Below are 17589 nucleotides of genomic sequence, written 5' to 3' on the forward strand. Positions count from 1 at the left end.
GCTCGCATTGCGATTCGGATTAGCGAGTCGGTTTTCATGCGGCGGTCAAGCCGCCTATGATCGCGACCTTCGGTCGCGGGCGTTTCGAATCAAACGAAGAACCAGGCGGCGAAATTTTGCGTTTCGCGGTTTAGATCTCAGAAAACAAATCTAAAAACTGCGGCGTCGATTTCACTTCGCCCGCAGCATCACGGCGCAAGAACATCCAAGGGAACAACTTGGACGCCGCGGTCGGTAACATAGGCTTGTGAGCCAAATCCAATAATCGCTACTTTAGAAACCGGCGGGGTGTTTCCAGCAGCAACCATACGTTCCTCGACAGCAACAAGATTGTCAGATGCCTCTTCTATTTGAGCAGAGCTGAGTTTAACTTCGACCGGGATCCAGGTCCCACCAGGAGCCGCAATGACTGCATCGACCTCTAGATCACGAGAATCGTGATAGTGATAGAGACTCATTCCGTTTGCTCGTGCATAAACCCACAAATCATGGAGTGCCAGCGATTCAAAAAGTAGTCCAAGCGTCTTGAAATCTAGCAGCAAGGTCTCCGGAGTCGCCCCGAGTGCAGCGGCCGCAAGTGACGGGTCAGCAAGATGATGCTTCTTTGATTCTCTTAAGTGCACAGGAGATCTCATTGCTGGATTCCATGCGGGAATATCGCGAACGAAGCTGACCCGAGCGAGAAGAGATATATACGATGCCGCCGTTTGTCTCGATACCTCTCCACCAAGATCAGCTACGAGCGTCTTGAGTGTCGCCAAAGTGGATTCATTGCGCGCAAGCGATTCGATAACAGCTTTGACCTTTTCGGGATCGCGTCGAGAGCCATCAACACGAGATAAATCTTCTTCGGCAACTATGCCGATATAACGTTTTGCCATCGCCGACGCAGCCAGTACATCGCGCCCGACCGCCGCGGGCCATCCGCCGCGAACAACGCACTCGGCAATCGAGGCAGAATCCAACGACCCGAAAGCGCCATTGAACTTTTCGCCAGAAATAATGCTCGACAGCTTGACCGCACCGCTAGATTTCCCAAGTTCGAAAAGCGTCATGGTATCCATGCGCAATTTAGCGAACCTTCCAGCACCACTGTGCATCGGCCGCTCATTGTCTCGCGGTGTCGCCGACCCCGTAAATATGAACTGGCCAGGCTCGCCGCCGCGGTTGTCGCACTCAAACCGTGCCGCGTCCCAAAGTTTCGGAACCTCCTGCCATTCGTCGATTAGCCGCGGCACCTCGCCGGAAACGGCAAGCGCCGGGTCCGTCTCGGCACGCAAACGATTCTCGAAGTTGCGCGACGGATCCATGAGAAGGAGCCTGGACGCCGCACGGGTCCCGGCTGTGGTTGTCTTTCCACACCATTTCGGTCCTTCGATGAGAACGGCACCGAATATCCCTAACATCTGGTCGAGCTCATTTTCGATAATTCGAGTGTAGTACTTTTTTGGCATGTTTTTCACCATTGATTACCAGCGCGTTTAACTAAATTTACCGTTTTCATTTAACCAGATTTTGCTTTTTTGATTAACCAGATTTACGCATTTCAGTTAACGAAACAGATTAAACATGCACGAAGTGAAAATCATCTACTCAACACCGCGCATGAGCTCCGAAATGGTGATTTGAAATCCGTCGGCAATCTTCTTGAGATTTGAGAGGCTGACATTACGCCGACCGATTTCAATGCTCGCGTAGTAGGAACGATCCATTTCAATCAAATTGGCGAACTGCTCCTGACTGCACCCGAGTCCAGCGCGGAGCTCTTTGCATCTCATGCCGAATGATTTCTGAAGCGTCGTATCCATGACAAAAAGAGTCATGGATTGTTGTATAAAAGCCAACGGACTATATACAACAATCCCAGTTAAGGCGCATAATTATCTCTATTGGAAAGCGCTCTGATGCCCAGTCGGATAGGGCACGGAAAAGGAATGGAACAGCACAATGACCCAGGGAAAGCACTTCGCTGCCGGTGGCGATCACTTCGCCGCACTGCCAAGCAAAAAGATTCACGCCCCGAAGGGGATCGCGCGTCTGACCGTCACCGCGGCGACCATGGCCGCCATGGCCGGATCGAGCCTCATCTCGCCGTTCGCGGCATTCGCCCAGACCGGTGACGGGGGCACACAGCACCCCGCCGTGATGTCGCCGATCGCCGCCCACGCCGGCGCGGCATCCGGTACCGGCGCAAAATCCGCCGCACAGACCATCGCGGACCTGCAGAAGGCGGTCGACGAGGCGAAGGCGAAGGAGGACGCCGCCAAGGCAGCCTACGATGAGGACGCCGGTCCCTACAGCGAGGCGGCTTCCGCCCGCGACCAGGCCAAGGCATCCTACGATTCGGCAGTCAGCGCCGGCACGGCAGCCGACCGAGCGGCGATGGACGAGTACGCCCGTCAGGTCGCGGATGGCAAGGACGCCGCCGATGCCGCCGGCAAGGACCTCGAGCAGGCGAAGGCGGGTCTCGCAGACGCTAAGGCGGATGCGTCCGAGAAGGACGAAGCGTACCAGTCCGCCCTCAAGGCGGCCCAGGATGCCAAGGATGCCCTCGATAAGGCCAAGGCCGATGCCGTAAGCGCCACCCCGGAGGCAATCAGTGCCGCCGAGCAGGCCGTGCGCGACGCCCAGGATGCCGTGAGCAGGGCACAGGCCGAACTCGCCAACGCCAACGCGACGCTTGCCGATGCCCAGTCCAAGCTTGTCGCGGCCCAGTCCGCAAAGGATTCCGCAGATACCGTCCTCGCCGCAGCCCAGCAGAACAAGGACACGGCGGATGCGAAGGCCGCAGCCGCCAGCGCCGCCTACGAGCAGGCGAAAGCCGACCTCGCCGCAGCGGAGGCCGGTGCCAGCGGTCCGGAGTACGATGCGGCAAAACAGAAGGTCGCGGACGCAGAGGCGACCCTCGCCGCCGCACAAGCGGCACAGTCCCAGTGCGAGTCCGAGCTCGAGCAGGTGCAGTCCGCCGCGGCAACGGCACAGACCGATCTGAATGACGCCCAGGCGTCCCTCTCCGCGAAGCAGCAGGCCGCGGTCGATGCCGCGTCCGGCGTGAACGACGCCCAGTCCGCACTCGATGCCGCGAACTCCGACCTCGATGCGGCCAAGCAGGCGAACGCCGATGCCATCGCCAAGCTGGACGCCGCGAAGCAGGCTGTCAAGGACGCTGAGTCCGCCAAGGCAGCCGCCGACGAAGAGCTTGCGAACGCCAAGACCGCAAAGGATACCGCAGACGCCGCCGTGACCGCCGCGCAGCAGAAGGTCGACGAGGCACAGGCGAAACTCGACTCCGCCGACGCACAACTCAAGCAGGGAGCCATCGGCTTCTTCAAGGCCATGGGTGCCGATTCAGCCATCGAGATCATCCAGAACTGTACACACAAGGACTACACCGAGGTCGGAAACAGCCTCGATGCGACCAGTCTCGACAACATGCTCGCGGCAATCCCGTACATGAAGTCCATCAACGAGTATCGCAAGTCCGTCGGTCTCTCCGAACTCCAGGTCACCTATAAGCTCATTGCAGCGGCGATAGCCAACGCAAACTATTCCGATGTCAAGTTTGGACATTCCATGCAGTTCGATACGACCGAAAACCTCGCATGGAATTATGGAACCGATCCGAAACCGCAGTGGGTTGACCAAGAAAAGGCTTTCTTCGATCAGGCGGTTCAGGAGCTCTATGGCGTCACCGGTCTAACCGGTAAGGATGCCGTAGATTTCTACAAGACGCATAGCGGGATTGAATCCTATGTCAACCAGCACTTCAAGGTTGCCGGATATCCCGCAACCGTCGGTCACTACCTGCATGTCATCAGCCCCGAAATCGGCTATATGGGCATGGCAGTCTGCAGCAAGGGAACCTTGAACGGCTGGCAGACCGACAGCCTCGATACCGCAAACCTTGGTTGGGCAGGTTCAGGCTGGAACATGAATCCCATGTCCGTCGACGAGTACGAGCAGAAGCTGACCTCCTATATCAACGGCCTCAAGAACGCCAAGAGCGCACTCGACGCGGCCAAGGCCGACCTCGCATCCAGGCAGCAGGCAGCCGCCGGCGCCGCCGCAACCGTCCAGCAGAAGCAGGTCGCAGCGGATTCCGCACAGGCAGGTGTCGATGCCGCGAAGCAGGGCGTCACGGATGCCCAGCGTGCCGTCGATGCCGCCAATGCTGATGTCGCCGCCAAGCAGCAGGGCGTCACGGATGCCCAGACTGAGCTTGATGCGGCGAAATCGGACCTCGATGCCGCCAACGCGGCAGTCGATACGGCAAAGTCGACCGTCCAGCAGAAGCAGGTCGCCTTTGATGCTGCCAACGCAACTGTAACGGCCGCACAGTCTAAGTTGGATTCCGCCAAGGCGGACACCGCTGCCAAGCAGCAGGACGTCACGGATGCGAACGCGGACCTCGCGAAGTTCTTCCAGGACGTCGCCGACGCCAAGAAGGCGCTCGATACAGCAAAGAGCGTCCATGACGCGGCAGCAGCCGATCAGGCCGAGAAGGCAACCGTCCTCGCCGCCGCCAAGCAAAAGGCGGACGGCAACGCACGCGCCCTCGCGAATGCCCAGCGTGCCGTCGATGCCGCAAAGGCCGACACCGGCATTGCCGCCGACAGGCTCACCGGCTCCCAGACCGATCTTGTGGGCGCACAGTCGAACCTCGACATCCTCACCGGTCTTGCCGCGAAGCTCGCAGAGACACAGCAGCGCGAGCAGGATGCAGTAAAGGCTGTCAATGACACCAAGGCCGCGCTCGATGCCGCGAAGGCGGATGCCATCGCCGCCGAGTCCCTGGTCTCCGCCGCCGAGCAGGCAAAGGCGCAGGCAGACGCCAAGCTGTCGAAGCTGAACTCCATCGATGCCGGCGCGGCGATCGCTTCCGGCCATGATGTGAACGCGGATGACGCCCTCAACGCGCTTTTCGCCGCAGCAGTCGAGGCACGTGCCAAGGTCGCTCCTGCCAAGGCCATCCTGGACGAGAAGCAGGCCGCGGTGGACGGGCTCCAGTCCGGCTATGATGCGGCACTCGCCGCCTACGAGCAGGCGAAGTCCGACCGCATCGCAGCGGAGCAGAAGCTTTCCGATGAGATCGCACGACAGGAGGCAAAGGAGGCGGCAAAGCAGCAGGCGGCATACACCCCGAAGCACCTCGCCGGCACGGATACCGCCCAGCCCGGCAACCTCGCCCAGACCGGTGACCGCGCGGGACTCATCGGCGAGACGTTCGTCATCGGCGGTACCGTCCTCGTGGCAGCCGGCGTCTTCCTCGATCAAAAGAAGCGCCGCGAGCAGATGTAAAAGCGAGCCGGGCGTTGGATATCGGCTGGTGTCCAACGCCCGGTTTCATGGACAGGGAGATCGGTGTGAGAACAAAGGCTATTATCGTTGCGCTTCTGGTGTGCCTTTCGGCACCTCAACTTGGATGTGCCAGCGTTGCAAAGCAAGGAAGCGGCTCTACGGAAAGGGCCGCCACAGCGGTAAAGAATAAAGACAAAAAGAAGGCGAGCGAAGAAAAGGCGGCGCAAACCTCTGGAGCCAAGACCGAGGAGAAGAAGGAATCCGACGACAAGGACCAGAAGTCCGATGACTCCAAGAAGGAGGATAACAAGTCTTCCGATTCCTCGAAGTCGGACAGCAAGGGCGATTCCTCCCAGTCCAAGCAGAATTCCGACAATTCGCAGAGTTCCAGCAGCAACAATTCCTCTTCCAACGGCGGCAGCCAGAAGAAATGGGTTGCCGAGCAGGGCCACTGGGAAACCGACTACAGCCAGGTCTGGGTACCGAACGTGGTATACACGCGTCATCCTCGTTTCTGGGTCAATCATGGTGGTACTATGGTAGGGTCCTTCGATTCATCCGATGCCGCCTACGCTTGGATTATTAACGATGGCGAAAACGGCGGTATCGGTGGATCCGTTGTAGATGATTCGTATACCACCTCTGAGGACCAGGGACATTATGAACAGCAGGCTACGGGACAGCATTGGGTTGTCGACGTCGCCGGTCACTGGGAGTAATGTGCATCGTTCCTCTCCTCTTACATTCGGTAAATGTTTATTTATTTGTGGGCGGCCGGTTCGGCCGCCTTTTTAGACGCCCAGTCTGGGAGCAAACGATAGGAAAGCAATCAAACGAGAGGCCGTTCCAAAAGCATCCGGCGGTGCCGGATGCTTCGGGCAAAACCTTCCGCAAATCGGTAAGGTCTTCCATCAACTTGCTCCAGCCCTCGCCCGGAGTCCGCTGCGCGGGACTCATCGGCGAGACGTTCGCCATCGGCGGTACCGTCCTTGTGGCGGCCGGCGTCTTCCTCGACCAGAAGAAGCGCCGCGGGCAGATGTAGGACAAATCGCATAACGACTCGGAAAGGGGAATCCCGCAAAAGGGATTCCCCTTTTGCGTTTCGCCCGACACGGGTCGTTGAGGCAGCTTCAGCTTACGGACTGCGGATTAAACCGATCTACAGCTGTGACTATATGTCTGTGAGCACATGTTAGCCTGGTCTTATGCTCACATATTTTTAAGAGCGCCTATGTTTTACCGACCGTTTGTCAGTGCTTATTGAACAACCAGTCGAACCCGGGCTTACCGAGAGTCTGGCGCATCTGGCCGGTCTGAAACTCGGTATGGGTCCCGTCGGGGCCAATGACCGTGTTCATACCACCGGCTCACGGAACGACCGTCTTGGTCTCACCGGTCGTGAGGTCGATTCTCATGTTGCCGACCTGGTTCTCGGCGTGCATCTGTCCGTCGCTGCCAAGTACGTTCTGGAGCATGTCCGCCTCCTTGAAATCGTCTTCTTGCCGACAGTATGCCCGAAACGAAAAGGGACGCAGCATGAGTTAAATCTATAATTCTTCTATAAGGTTTCTAGGGATTTTCTAGAAGAATTATAGAAATAAATTGTTGGCTTCCGGGTGTTGAGGCGTCTGGATTTGGCTATCTTCCTGCGGTAATACCGGTTAATAGACGAATTTTCAGGGTCTTTAGGTTAATAGTCGCTAATAGTCAGGTGCATGGGCACTATTAGGAACTATTAGGCTGAAGGCGAGCGATACACTTTGGATGGCGGCGCGGTGGGCGCCTGGTCATTTCCTTCCACCTTAATCTGCTTGTCTGCCGCGCCGTCGCTTCTCAAATAGCTAGGCCAAATCGAAGAACGCGCGGGGCGCCGGTGATCAACCCGAGAATGCCGATGGCACGGATAAGGCGGGGATGACGGCCGAAGTCGTTCGGCCATACGGTAAGGACCGTTGCAAAACCGAGGTGGCCCAGAAGTGCAAACACTTGCCAAAAGCCAGTCACCACAACCCCCTCCCTCTCCCAACTGAGTCTCCATTTATCGTATCAAGGCGCAAACCAGAAAGGTACGCGTGATCGTGATCGTATCTAGAAGTCTTCTAGTAAGTTTCTATAAAACTTCTAGAGTATTTCTAGATTTGCAGGGATTCATGGGTTATGGAGCATTGCGGTGCGGTAAAATGAATCTAGAAGGTTTCTAGAAATGTTCTAGAAGAATTATGGAGAGGACCGGTGCAAAAATGATCGTTTCGCTGATCAATCTGAAGGGCGGTGTGGGCAAGACGACGAGCTGCATCGCGCTCGCGACGGCCGCCGCTCGCGACGGCAAGGAAGTCGTCGTACTCGACGCGGACCCGCAAGGATCGGCCACCTTCTGGGCCGATAACGCCGAGGACAACGGCGAGGAACTTCCCTTCGCCGTCGACGCCGCGAACCCCGCGACCGTCAAACGGGCGGCGAAGAAGTTCAAAGGCGATCCGGGCCGCTGGGCCTTCATCGATTGCCCACCCAATGGGGCCATCTTGGACGCGGCGCAGGACGCGTCGGACTTCGTCATCGTGCCGACTGGCACCGGCAACGCAGACCTCGTGAAAACGGCCGAGACCGTGAAAACGATGGAAGCGAACGGGAGGCCGTACGCCGTGCTTCTTACCCGCGTGCTGACGAACACCAACGGTTTCAAGGCTGCGCAGGAAAACCTTGCCGCCGGCGGTATTTCCTACTTCGACACGGCGATCCGCCAGAAGGAGGACCTGAAGGGCTACTTCGGGCTGCCGTTCGGATCGGCACTCTACGGATACGATGACGTCTACAGCGAGCTCAGGGAGGCCCTGAATGGCCGTTAAAAATAACTTCAATGCATTTGCCAACAACAACACCAAGCCGGCCAAAAAGCGCCTCATGGACAACCAGGACACCGCACACAAGGGTGATGCCGGGACCGACGAGCGCAAGATGATTACGTTTTACGTGTCGGCAAAGAAGCACGCAGCCCTGAAGGCCTACTGCAAGCAGGAGGGCAGGACGATGACAGCTGTGATGCAGAACGCTGTCGATGAACTGCTTAAAGAGGCGGAAAACGAAGACCGATAGGTTAGTTTCGGAATCGATGAGAAAAGGAGCCGATATGACTCAAAGCGAGAAACGCAGGAAGCTCAGCGGCGACATCACCACGGAGCTCTGCGGGCTCAGCGGGCTTTCGCAGGTGATGAACACATCCGAAAACGAAGCCCTGTTCGCGCTGGCCGACCTTCTCGGCCCAGCCGTAAACCGATTGCTCGGCCTGCTCGAAGAGAGCGACAATATTGATTCGTTCACCATCCCAGAGGATGCCATCGAAGACTCGACGAAAACGGCCGAGGAGACGCGCGCCGAAATTTACGACAAGTTCGCCATCGAGCTTCATGGCCTAAAGGGCCTCGCAATGGCAATGGAGGAATCAGGGAGTGAAATCACGCTCGCTCTTTCAGACCTTCTAGGACCAGCCGTAAACCGATTGCTCAATCTGATTGAAGAATTGGAACAAGCATCCTGATATCGCATTTCGCGAACATATCTTAATCAAACGTCAGTCAAGAAGAGCACCGGAAGGTGCTTTTTCTTTCTTGTAGGCTCTCAGATCCGATTTAAGGCATCGAAATAATGCAGTCTGAGGAATACGGTCGAATTGGTTCCAAAGTGTCAGATATTCGATTCTGTGGCCGTTTCCGTGGTCTAGACGTGAGGTCGACTGAATGTCGGAATGGATAGCAGCTGAAAAAGATGCCCTATCTGTAGTCACCTCACGATTGCAAAAAGACGTTCGTCTTTCAGTGAGTTTCAAGCAAGGGTTCTAGGCCACTTGTGGCCCTCTCTCTTAATTCTCAATTCTCTTTTCTCTACATATATAGGGACATGTACTCATGCAACGTTAACCCCTATTTATCACGTACTGATGCAACATAAATGTGTACTCATGCAACGCTATGTGCGTACTCATGCAACGTTATGTACTGATGCAACGTTGCATGAGTACGCGTTAAGGGGTTATGACAACGCATTCAACCGTGAAGAAATATATTTGAACATCGTGATATATACGGATATACTATTTGCAATGTAAATTCGGCCAGAAAGGTATTTGAGATGGAATCCAAGAAGGACGCAACTCCGTCCAAGAAGCGCGTGTTGCTCACCCTTCCCGTTGAGCTCGTGGATTATCTTACCGAGGTTACCGAGCAGACCGGAATGAACAAGTCCGGGTATATCGGCGTGCTTTTGCGCAACCAGATGCTTCATGAGCGCGAGGATCGGGCTGGCGATGAGGAAAAATAGGCAGAAAAAAAGACTCGCAGCCGCCAAGCAAATGAGTCTTTCTTTCCGACGTGATATCGATTTGTCAAGGACATCATACCATAGTACCTTCGGTTCTACCGCTGGTTTTTGTGGATGTACCTTGGCAGATGATGCTGTCGGCTAGAGGTCGTGATAATCATGACCAGCTTGGCCAACGCTCTGGCTGCCGCCGTCGGCAGTCAATCTGAAAAATCGAATGATGCCCCTGCGCCGTTCGTGTTCCAAACCGAGCTTTCGGTTGGTGGAGGCAATCTGGGTACTTCCGCTGCAGCGCCTGTGCTGCAGCGCCCCGTCGCAACCCGTGAGCTCAAGGACTATCCATGGCTTCTCGTGCGCCTCGGTCTCGTTTCGGTGGTTGGCAAGACGATGCCGAATGGGCGCAAATGCTCGATCGGAACCGTTATCCTGCTCTCGCATATCGGATCTGGTCTTTCCGAGCTTCGTGAGTCAACGGCCGTCGAACTTGATATCGATCGGTGCCGAGTGAGTACAACCATCAACGAGATGGTTGGTTGGGGATGGGTCGTGCGCTCGGAAAGCGGGGCTCTTTCGGTTGACTTTGATGAAATCGGTAACTTTGTCGGCATGTCCAAAAGCGAATTGATTAGCGGTCAGTTCCTTCACGTGCCGCGATTCATGCTTGCAAGTGATGCGTTCCACGATGCAGCCTGTGTCGTGTTCGGCGACCTCGTGTCCCAAAGTCTGCTGGACCACCCCCGCGGCGCGATGAAGAACCCGGAGCTGGCAGAGCTCCTGGGTATTTCCGTCTCCGCGCTCCAAAAGGCTAGGAAGCATCTTGCCGAGCAAGGTTTCATTGAGCTCAAGAAGCAGGGAAAGCAGGTCGTGCCGGAAATCGCGTCGGGGGCCGCTGTTGCTGCGGTCCGTCTCGAAGATGACCGCACACGAGCACTGGAAGCGATTCTCAAGAAGTCGAGAAAGAGAAACAAGTAAATGCGCACTGATGCAACGTTGCATCAGTGCGCATTAAGGGATAAATCTAGATACTTTCTAGAAAATATCTAGAAAATAGCAAATTATTCAACTGCGTATTCATGCAACGTTGCATTGGTACGCAGTAGGAAGGCCAAATATGCCGTTACCAACGAAACTCCCGTCCAACATCGAAGCAGAAAAGAAAGTGCTGGCCGCCGCCATGACGAACCGCGTTTCACGCGTGGAAATCGTGGCAAGTTGCACGGAGTCAGATTTTTTCTCTCCGTCGAACAGGACGATCTTCAAGGCGATTTGCGATCTTGATGCGAAGGGTATCGGGGCCGACTGCGTCTCCGTCATCGATGGGCTTCGGAGCAGCGGAAAGCTCGCTGCCGTCGGTGGCGAGGCATACGTCATCGAACTCATCTCGGACGACTTTGCTCAGGCGTCGTATGAGCACTACGTTGACATCCTGCGACGTGACACCGCTCGCCGTAATGTCATCGCCGCGACCGCTGAAGTAACGTCGCTAACCAATAACCCGCCGATAGACACCGCGGAATACATCTCCGCAGTCCAGGACACCTTTCTCGCCGCGACCGAGCAATCCGTCCCAAGCGATTACAAGAGCATGGAAAGCGCTTTACGTCTCGTCCTCGATTCCGCCGAGGCGACCAGGACGGGCGGAGCGACGGACCATGTCAAAACTGGATTCTCCAAGCTCGATGAGCTTATCGGTTCGTTCGAGCCTGGACAGCTCATCGTCCTCGGCGCTCGGCCAGCGGTCGGTAAGAGTGCTTTCGCAATCAATCTGGCAACATCGATCGCAAGCGTTGGTACGAAGGTATGCCTCTTCTCGCTGGAGATGACTGCTACCGAAATAGGACAGCGCATACTCGCGAGCGCGTCGGCCGGCGCTTCAAGCGGCTTGACCATCGGAGCCATCAGGGATGGGCTTATCAAGGAGGGCGACCGCGCCCTGGCTGAGAACATCGTGGCATCCGTGAGTGCTCTGCCAATCGACATCGACGACACGCCCGGAACGACCGTCGCGTCCATTCGCGCCAAGGCGAGGCGCATGCTTCGCGGGCAAGGAAAGGGAATCATCATCGTCGACTACCTGCAGCTGGTTGATGATCCCAAGGGAAGCAAGTTCGAGAGCAGGAACGTTCAGATCGGCAAGATCTCCCGTTCGCTCAAGATCCTCGCAAAGGAGCTTAACGTTCCCGTCATTGCGTTATCCCAGCTTTCTCGGCAGGTTGAGAATCGCGTCGGAAAAGTGCCCCAGTTGTCTGATCTTCGCGACTCCGGCTCGATCGAACAGGACGCCGATATCGTTATGTTCTTGGACCGTTCAGCCGACGATCGAGAGGCGAACATGGATGGACGTCCGGCCAAGGGCATCGCGAATGTCATCGTTGCTAAAAACCGAATGGGGGCGACCGGGACTGTTGAGTTCGTCTTCAAGCCGGAGTACTGCCGGTTCTACGTTGCCGCAAGAAACGTAGCGCGATAATGCGGTGTATTGTGTACTCATGCAACGTTGCATGAGTACGCTTTTGCCCAATTTCTAGAAGATCTATCGCAATAGATGGATTGAAAAAGGGGGATCCATATGTATGGACCGGTGAGCAAGGACGGGCCGTCGATGGAGTTTGGCGAGGTCGGCGAGGAGATCAAAGATGAGGCACGGCGCCGGGTGGTGGAAGAAATCGTCGCAAAGCTCAAGGTCGATGCCGACGATGTCACCGAGATCACTGGAACCCCGGTCGAGGAAATTGATCCTTTCTGGAGCAAAGAGAACCAGAAACACCTAGAGGTAGCTGCAGAAAGGCTTGATTCCGGTAAGGGAGAGATGCACGAGCTCATCCCTTTAAATGACTGAAGCCGCCCCTACTAGGGCGGCTTCAGCTGCTGGGAGAAAACCCCAAACTGTTTCCATCCGCGCAGGGCGCCGGCTCTGCCAAGCCTATAAGCGCTCCCGTGCGCTATATGCATCCTACATTCTTATAGGCTTTCTTTTAGTGCAAGCTTCATAGTTCAACCTGCAATTGTCCCAATGAATTACCTGCAATTGTCCCAATGAATTACCTGCAATTGTCCCAACGCAGCAGATAAACAGTATAATTTCTCTGTTTAAGAAGTGGGGTGCACTAGTGAATAGATATATAGACCGATGCGTCGATCGGCTGATCGAACGAGACCTCGTCATTTTCGGCGCGGTACTTGTTCAGGGACCGAAATGGTGCGGGAAGACGACGACGGCGCACCGCTTTGCGGAGTCATCGCTTTCTCTCTCCGATCCCGCTGGCGGCTTCGCGGCGCTTCAACTCGCTCGCCTCGACCCGGCTCAGGCGATAACCGGTGCGGCGCCGCGACTCATCGACGAGTGGCAGGAGGAGCCGAAGCTATGGGACGCAGTGCGTTTCGAGTGCGATGCGAGGGGAGGGGAACCAGGGCAGTTTATCCTTACCGGCTCGGCGACGCCGAACGATACGGACCGACCGATGCACAGCGGCGTCGGGCGCATCTCCCGCCTGCGGATGGACACCATGACGCTTTCCGAACTTGGCGTCTCGTCTGGTGCGGTTTCGATCGGTGCGCTGTTTGCAGGCGATCCCGTTAAAACATCGCTCGGGTCCATCGATGGCATCAGCGGTGTTGCCGATATTCTCTGCCGCGGCGGTTGGCCTCAGGCGGTCGGTAGGACGACCGCCGAAGCGATGCGGATATCGGCTGCCTATATCGATGGCGTGTGCGAATCCGATGTCTCAAGAATCGACGGAGTGAGACGCGACCCGGAAAAGGTCAGGTCCCTGCTCTGCTCGCTCGCTCGCAACGAGTCGACTCTTTCCGGCACGAAAGCCATTGAAAGGGATCTGGACGGCGACATATCGAAGAACACAATTGCGAGTTACATGGACGCGCTGCGACGGATCAACATCGTCGACGACATCCCGGCGTGGCACCCGGCGCTCAGATCCCCGGTGAGGTTGCGCCAGGGCGCTAAGCGACATCTCGCGGACCCCTCGCTCGCCGTGGCGCTGCTCGGCGCGAATCCCGAGTCGTTGACGGCCGACCCGAAGACCCTCGGCCTGCTCTTCGAGTCCACCGTCCTGCACGATCTCAAGGTCTATGCGGCGGTCAACGACGCCTCCGTCTCGCATTACCACGACGCCGACGATCTGGAAGTCGATGCCATCGTCCACAGGCGCGACGGGTCATGGATCGCGGTCGAGGTCAAGCTGGGAAGCCCGCAGGTGCCGGAGGCATCCGAGAACCTGCTTCGCCTAGAGCGGAAGCTGGTCGAGCGCGGGGAAAGACCGCCTGCGGCTAAGCTCATCGTCATCGGGTTCGGGATGCCTACCCACACGACGCCGGACGGCATCACCATCGCACCCATCGATACGATCGGCATCTAGCGCGCAGCGTATCGGCAGCCACTCCTGCCATACCTTTCGGTACACGCGGGTGATTTGCAAGTACCGACTATTAGCTGTATCGTCCGCAAGTCCTGTCTAATAGTCACTAATAGTGACGGTCGGGCAACGAGTTCGGGCTATTAGCCTTAATGTCTCCTATCCTCGGCCTGCTTCTTCTTGCATCGAAGCCTGAACCAGGTTCAGCTGGCATGGTTAAAAACGGGGGCGACGCTTTTGCGTCGCCCCTCGTCCCAGCCGGTTGCTTTAGTTGTACACACGGTAGTTACACTTGAACTGGGTTATGTGTCCATAGTTTGAGCCGTACCAACCCGACGTATAGCTGATTGCCTCTGCGCCTAGATAGTCGAGCCCTTGTTGTAGCGAAGCTGACGGTAGGTCGTGTCGTACTCTGCTACGTAAAACGTGTCTCCAGAGAAGGCTTTGTACCGGTCCTTAACCGTCGAAGCCATGTACGCGGGTTCGACATCGCCTTTCTCCCCGTTGAGCGCATAGACGGGTGCCGCGATTCCGCATAAAGCCGTTGCCACGAGGATGGCGTAGACAGCCATGCGCGACGCATTGGACTTCAGCTGTTCAAATAGTTTCATGTCATTCACCTCGCTCGTATGTATCGAGGTATTCCTGCTTGAGCGTCTGCGAGGACGACTTGATCTTTTCCACGAGCGTGCCGGCCTCGATGAAGTAGAACGAGTCGGTGAGGTCTGCCAGGTCGTCGAGCAGATGGCTCGAAATGAGCACGCTTCGTCCCCGCGCCACCTCGCTGCGCATCGCGTCGCAGGAGGTTTTCCGCTTTCCCGGATCGAGGCCGTTCAGCGGTTCATCGAGGATGAGGTACGGGCAATCGGTCGCTATCGCCATGGCAAGCTTTACCTGCTGCTTCATTCCTGTCGAGAGTTTACGGGTCGGCTTGTCGAGATATGGGGAGATTCCGAGGGAGTCGCAGAGCGAGTCGATGTCGGCGGCCGATTTCCACGCCTCCCTAACGAAAGCAAGGTGCTCGATGGCCGATAGCGTGGGATAGAGATCCGCGCCGCCTGAAGAGCTCAGGTAGACGAGTTCTGCAAATTCGGCTGATTGACGTTGGCTGATTCCGTCTGCCGCCAGGCTTCCCGAGCGGATGCGGGTGGGAAATTGGCCCGACAGCGCTTCAAGAAGGGTGGTTTTCCCCGAGCCGTTGGGAGCAATGAGGCCCGCCGCCGTTCCCGGGCTCAGGAAAAGCGACCCGATTGAAAGTATCGTCGTGCCTCCGTATCCCACGCTCGCGTCCAGAAGCTCGAGCCCATGGTGCTTTTTCGCGGGTCCAGGCTGTTTGGGCGAACGTGTCGCAACGGCGCCGACCGCAAAAAAGACCGCGACGTATGCCGGGGCCACGGCAAGCATCGATGCACCGCTTGAACCGGAGCCAATGAATTCCGTCGGGAAGCATCCTACGTAACCCGTTGCCTCGATAGGCGAGAATACGGCCAGCGGCAGGAGATTGAGCGCGGCGTTATGCCCTAGTGCCGAATCGGACAGTAACGGGAATGCCGGGGCCGCGACAAGCAGCGCGGAGGCAAGGGGGCCCGCGAGGACGCGCCTCGTTGCGGTCGATAGGACGACGGAACAAACGGATATCAAGGTTCCGCCCGCAAGAAGCGCGAGAAGCAGGGTCGTGAAGACGTCTCCCGCGGTCGTGGTGGCAAGCGCGCCGTCATGGAAGAAGGCGATCGGGTACCCGATCTGCCCGAAGCCGTTTAGGGCCAAGGCGTAAATGCCCCCGGGTGCGAGGCCGGCGAGGAGCATCGCGGTCCCCGCGGCGATTATCGAAAACACGATCTGGATAAGGCGCCGGAATTTGGGCACGGGCGCCTTTGCCGCCAGGGTCCCGGGCCTTGTGGCGCCGAGCACGAGTATCGACGAGAGAAGGAAGGGGATGAAGGGAAGGAAAGACGGCGCCGTGGCAATGGCGTAAGGCAGGAAGGAGAGGAATGGCAGGTCGTTTGCGGAGGCCGGGATATCCGTGATGCCGGAGCTGCTCAGGGCACGGCAATATGCGAGCGCTGCGTCATTGGTCTCTCGGTCTCCCACGATGGACCCGGATTGGAAGCCTTCGCCCATGAGCGCGTAGTAGCTCTCGGCAGAGTCGAGAAAGGCGGCGTCGGTTTGAGCGGCGAGGGCGGCGTTCGCGTATCTTGCAAGCTCCGCGTCATTTTGCTGCTCTGGCGATAGGTCTGTGCCGTTGGCCTGGGGCGCGCGCGTATTGAATGCGTCGACAAAGCTCTGCATGCCCTGTTTCATAAAGAAGGGCCCGTAGATGGGTGAATTGAACGCAATGGGGACGGAGAAGGCTGCAGCGAGAACGAGCGTACAAATCCATACGGCCCTGTCTCTTAGGATTAGTTTGAGAAGAAGTCGACAGTACATTTAGAAGCACCTACGTTCCTCAAAGCATCGTTAGATTAAAAGTAACAGACCGGATGAAGATACGTGCGACGGGGGCGAGGCGAATGGCTGAGCGGTATCGATATGCGGGTTCAACGGCATCATATTGACCACATAGATTATCAAAACCGTCGTAAAACCCCTGGTTTCAACTACGGGGAGTGTCAACGGTATTCACTTTTTCAGCAATGCCGTATTTACGTAATGTCGTTATTACATAGTTCTGTTATTTCGTTTTGCCGTGTGCCGGGTTTTAGGGCAGAGCCCTAAATCGTACGCCGCCGGGCAAAACGCAGTTTTGTACGGCGGCGTACGACTCTTGCGGAACCGAACTATGACACAACGCAACTGTGTCATAACGTAACTACGTAGTAGCGTAGCTGTGCGATAACGCGATTACGGCAAATCGAAATAACAGAACAACGTGACTGTGGAATAGCAGAACAATTGAACATTGAACTAATCGCGCCTGAAAATTTTCCGCAAGTGTCGTGCGCCGCCGTACAAAGCCCGGCGGCGCACTAGGGCTCTGCCCTAAAAACCCGGCGCCCTTGGCGGCGTTAAAAAGTGACGCAATAACGTTGTTACGTTATTGCGTTATTACACAGTTCGGCAGTCACACTTTTACATTGTTGCGGCATGACACAGTTACGCAATGTCTCCGGTGCGTCTCGGTAAAAGGTTCGCTACCGGACAGCCACCGGACACCGAGGCGATCTAAGCGCGGCGATGGTTTGCCGTGAAATGTGCTGTGAGATGAAAAATCTCGCAAGAGACGCAAACTTGTACCTCCATCGTAAATGTAGCCACAAGTTCGCAGCCGTTGGCTCTTGCCAGGGCTCCGCCCTTGGACCTGGGTTGGTAAGTCGACTGCGACTGCATCGGTTGATTGATGGCAGCTGGAATCGACGCCGTAGTTTTTAAATCTGTTATGAAGCGTGAAACTCAAAAACTCATCGTATTAATTTTCATTTGATTCGAAACGCCCGCGCAAAAGTCGAAACGGCTCGCGCGGGCGTTTCGGTTTTTCGTTTCGCATCTCAACTCGCGTCAAAACAAAACGCGAGTTTTGAAAATCGATAGCGACCGAAGGTCGCGATCATAGGCGGCTTGACCGCCGCATGAAAACCGACTCGCTAATCCGAATCGCAATGCGAGC

15 protein-coding genes are annotated in these 17589 nt (G+C 56.6%); 11 read left to right on the forward strand and 4 right to left on the reverse strand.

What is annotated here, in order from left to right; translation table 11 throughout:
• Window positions 1–188: 188 nt before the first annotated feature.
• Complete coding sequence (locus PMX21_RS08670; RefSeq protein ID WP_195362215.1) at window positions 189–1454, reverse strand: ATP-binding protein; 1266 nt, start codon at window positions 1452–1454, stop codon at window positions 189–191.
• A gap of 135 nt (window positions 1455–1589) precedes the next feature.
• Window positions 1590–1808 carry a helix-turn-helix domain-containing protein gene (locus PMX21_RS08675; RefSeq protein WP_271759159.1) on the reverse strand — a complete coding sequence of 73 codons (219 nt, stop codon included), beginning with the start codon at window positions 1806–1808 and terminating at the stop codon, window positions 1590–1592.
• A 139-nt stretch (window positions 1809–1947) separates the two neighbouring features.
• Between PMX21_RS08675 and PMX21_RS08680 the strand changes: the two genes are divergently transcribed.
• From PMX21_RS08680 to PMX21_RS08730, 11 genes are all read left to right on the forward strand, one after another.
• On the forward strand, window positions 1948–5298 hold the full coding sequence (locus PMX21_RS08680) for a CAP domain-containing protein (protein ID WP_271759160.1): 3351 nt from the start codon (window positions 1948–1950) through the stop codon (window positions 5296–5298).
• 65 nt (window positions 5299–5363) lie between these two features.
• Window positions 5364–6017 (forward strand): hypothetical protein, encoded by a 654-nt coding sequence (locus PMX21_RS08685; RefSeq protein WP_271759161.1) that lies wholly within the window; start codon window positions 5364–5366, stop codon window positions 6015–6017.
• A 143-nt stretch (window positions 6018–6160) separates the two neighbouring features.
• Window positions 6161–6340, forward strand: a complete 180-nt coding sequence (locus PMX21_RS08690) for a hypothetical protein (protein ID WP_271749016.1) — start codon at window positions 6161–6163, stop codon at window positions 6338–6340.
• A 1177-nt stretch (window positions 6341–7517) separates the two neighbouring features.
• Window positions 7518–8144: a ParA family protein gene (locus PMX21_RS08695; protein ID WP_152067971.1), complete on the forward strand. Its 627-nt coding sequence runs from the start codon at window positions 7518–7520 to the stop codon at window positions 8142–8144.
• On the forward strand, window positions 8134–8391 hold the full coding sequence (locus PMX21_RS08700; protein WP_152067970.1) for a plasmid partition protein ParG: 258 nt from the start codon (window positions 8134–8136) through the stop codon (window positions 8389–8391). The genes PMX21_RS08695 and PMX21_RS08700 overlap by 11 nt, the downstream gene beginning before the upstream one ends.
• Before the next feature lie 34 nt (window positions 8392–8425).
• Window positions 8426–8833, forward strand: coding sequence for a hypothetical protein (locus PMX21_RS08705; RefSeq protein WP_152067969.1), 408 nt, complete (start codon window positions 8426–8428; stop codon window positions 8831–8833).
• A gap of 590 nt (window positions 8834–9423) precedes the next feature.
• Entirely contained in the window at window positions 9424–9612 is a 189-nt protein-coding gene (locus PMX21_RS08710; RefSeq protein ID WP_152067968.1) for a hypothetical protein, read from the forward strand.
• Window positions 9613–9771: 159 nt separating this feature from the next.
• Window positions 9772–10584: a helix-turn-helix domain-containing protein gene (locus PMX21_RS08715; RefSeq protein WP_152067967.1), complete on the forward strand. Its 813-nt coding sequence runs from the start codon at window positions 9772–9774 to the stop codon at window positions 10582–10584.
• A gap of 139 nt (window positions 10585–10723) precedes the next feature.
• Window positions 10724–12082 carry a replicative DNA helicase gene (gene dnaB, locus PMX21_RS08720; RefSeq protein ID WP_195362219.1) on the forward strand — a complete coding sequence of 453 codons (1359 nt, stop codon included), beginning with the start codon at window positions 10724–10726 and terminating at the stop codon, window positions 12080–12082.
• Between the two features lie 99 nt (window positions 12083–12181).
• The gene (locus tag PMX21_RS08725; protein WP_195362220.1) at window positions 12182–12451 is read left to right on the forward strand and encodes a hypothetical protein; all 270 of its coding nucleotides are present in this window, start codon (window positions 12182–12184) and stop codon (window positions 12449–12451) included.
• Between the two features lie 271 nt (window positions 12452–12722).
• Window positions 12723–13988 (forward strand): ATP-binding protein, encoded by a 1266-nt coding sequence (locus PMX21_RS08730; RefSeq protein WP_271749050.1) that lies wholly within the window; start codon window positions 12723–12725, stop codon window positions 13986–13988.
• Between the two features lie 356 nt (window positions 13989–14344).
• On the opposite strand, the gene PMX21_RS08735 is transcribed toward PMX21_RS08730, so the two are convergent.
• Together PMX21_RS08735 and PMX21_RS08740 are read right to left on the reverse strand one after the other, a co-directional pair.
• On the reverse strand, window positions 14345–14596 hold the full coding sequence (locus PMX21_RS08735) for a hypothetical protein (RefSeq protein ID WP_271759162.1): 252 nt from the start codon (window positions 14594–14596) through the stop codon (window positions 14345–14347).
• Window position 14597: 1 nt separating this feature from the next.
• Complete coding sequence (locus PMX21_RS08740; protein ID WP_271759163.1) at window positions 14598–16274, reverse strand: ATP-binding cassette domain-containing protein; 1677 nt, start codon at window positions 16272–16274, stop codon at window positions 14598–14600.
• Window positions 16275–17589: the final 1315 nt, after the last annotated feature.

The sequence above is a fragment of the Collinsella aerofaciens genome (assembly GCF_028209885.1).
In the GTDB taxonomy this organism is placed as follows: Bacteria; Actinomycetota; Coriobacteriia; order Coriobacteriales; family Coriobacteriaceae; genus Collinsella; species Collinsella aerofaciens_BA.

Bases quoted from the DNA above. Each gene is read 5' to 3' on its own strand.
- dnaB (WP_195362219.1), top strand. From the start codon at position 10,724: ATGCCGTTACCAACGAAACTCCCGTCCAACATCGAAGCAGAAAAGAAA.
- PMX21_RS08680 (WP_271759160.1), top strand. From the start codon at position 1,948: ATGACCCAGGGAAAGCACTTCGCTGCCGGTGGCGATCACTTCGCCGCA.
- PMX21_RS08710 (WP_152067968.1), top strand. From the start codon at position 9,424: ATGGAATCCAAGAAGGACGCAACTCCGTCCAAGAAGCGCGTGTTGCTC.
- PMX21_RS08705 (WP_152067969.1), top strand. From the start codon at position 8,426: ATGACTCAAAGCGAGAAACGCAGGAAGCTCAGCGGCGACATCACCACG.
- PMX21_RS08670 (WP_195362215.1), bottom strand. From the start codon at position 1,454: ATGCCAAAAAAGTACTACACTCGAATTATCGAAAATGAGCTCGACCAG.
- PMX21_RS08740 (WP_271759163.1), bottom strand. From the start codon at position 16,274: ATGCAGAGCTTTGTCGACGCATTCAATACGCGCGCGCCCCAGGCCAAC.
- PMX21_RS08675 (WP_271759159.1), bottom strand. From the start codon at position 1,808: ATGGATACGACGCTTCAGAAATCATTCGGCATGAGATGCAAAGAGCTC.
- PMX21_RS08700 (WP_152067970.1), top strand. From the start codon at position 8,134: ATGGCCGTTAAAAATAACTTCAATGCATTTGCCAACAACAACACCAAG.
- PMX21_RS08725 (WP_195362220.1), top strand. From the start codon at position 12,182: ATGTATGGACCGGTGAGCAAGGACGGGCCGTCGATGGAGTTTGGCGAG.
- PMX21_RS08695 (WP_152067971.1), top strand. From the start codon at position 7,518: ATGGAGAGGACCGGTGCAAAAATGATCGTTTCGCTGATCAATCTGAAG.
- PMX21_RS08735 (WP_271759162.1), bottom strand. From the start codon at position 14,596: ATGAAACTATTTGAACAGCTGAAGTCCAATGCGTCGCGCATGGCTGTC.
- PMX21_RS08715 (WP_152067967.1), top strand. From the start codon at position 9,772: ATGACCAGCTTGGCCAACGCTCTGGCTGCCGCCGTCGGCAGTCAATCT.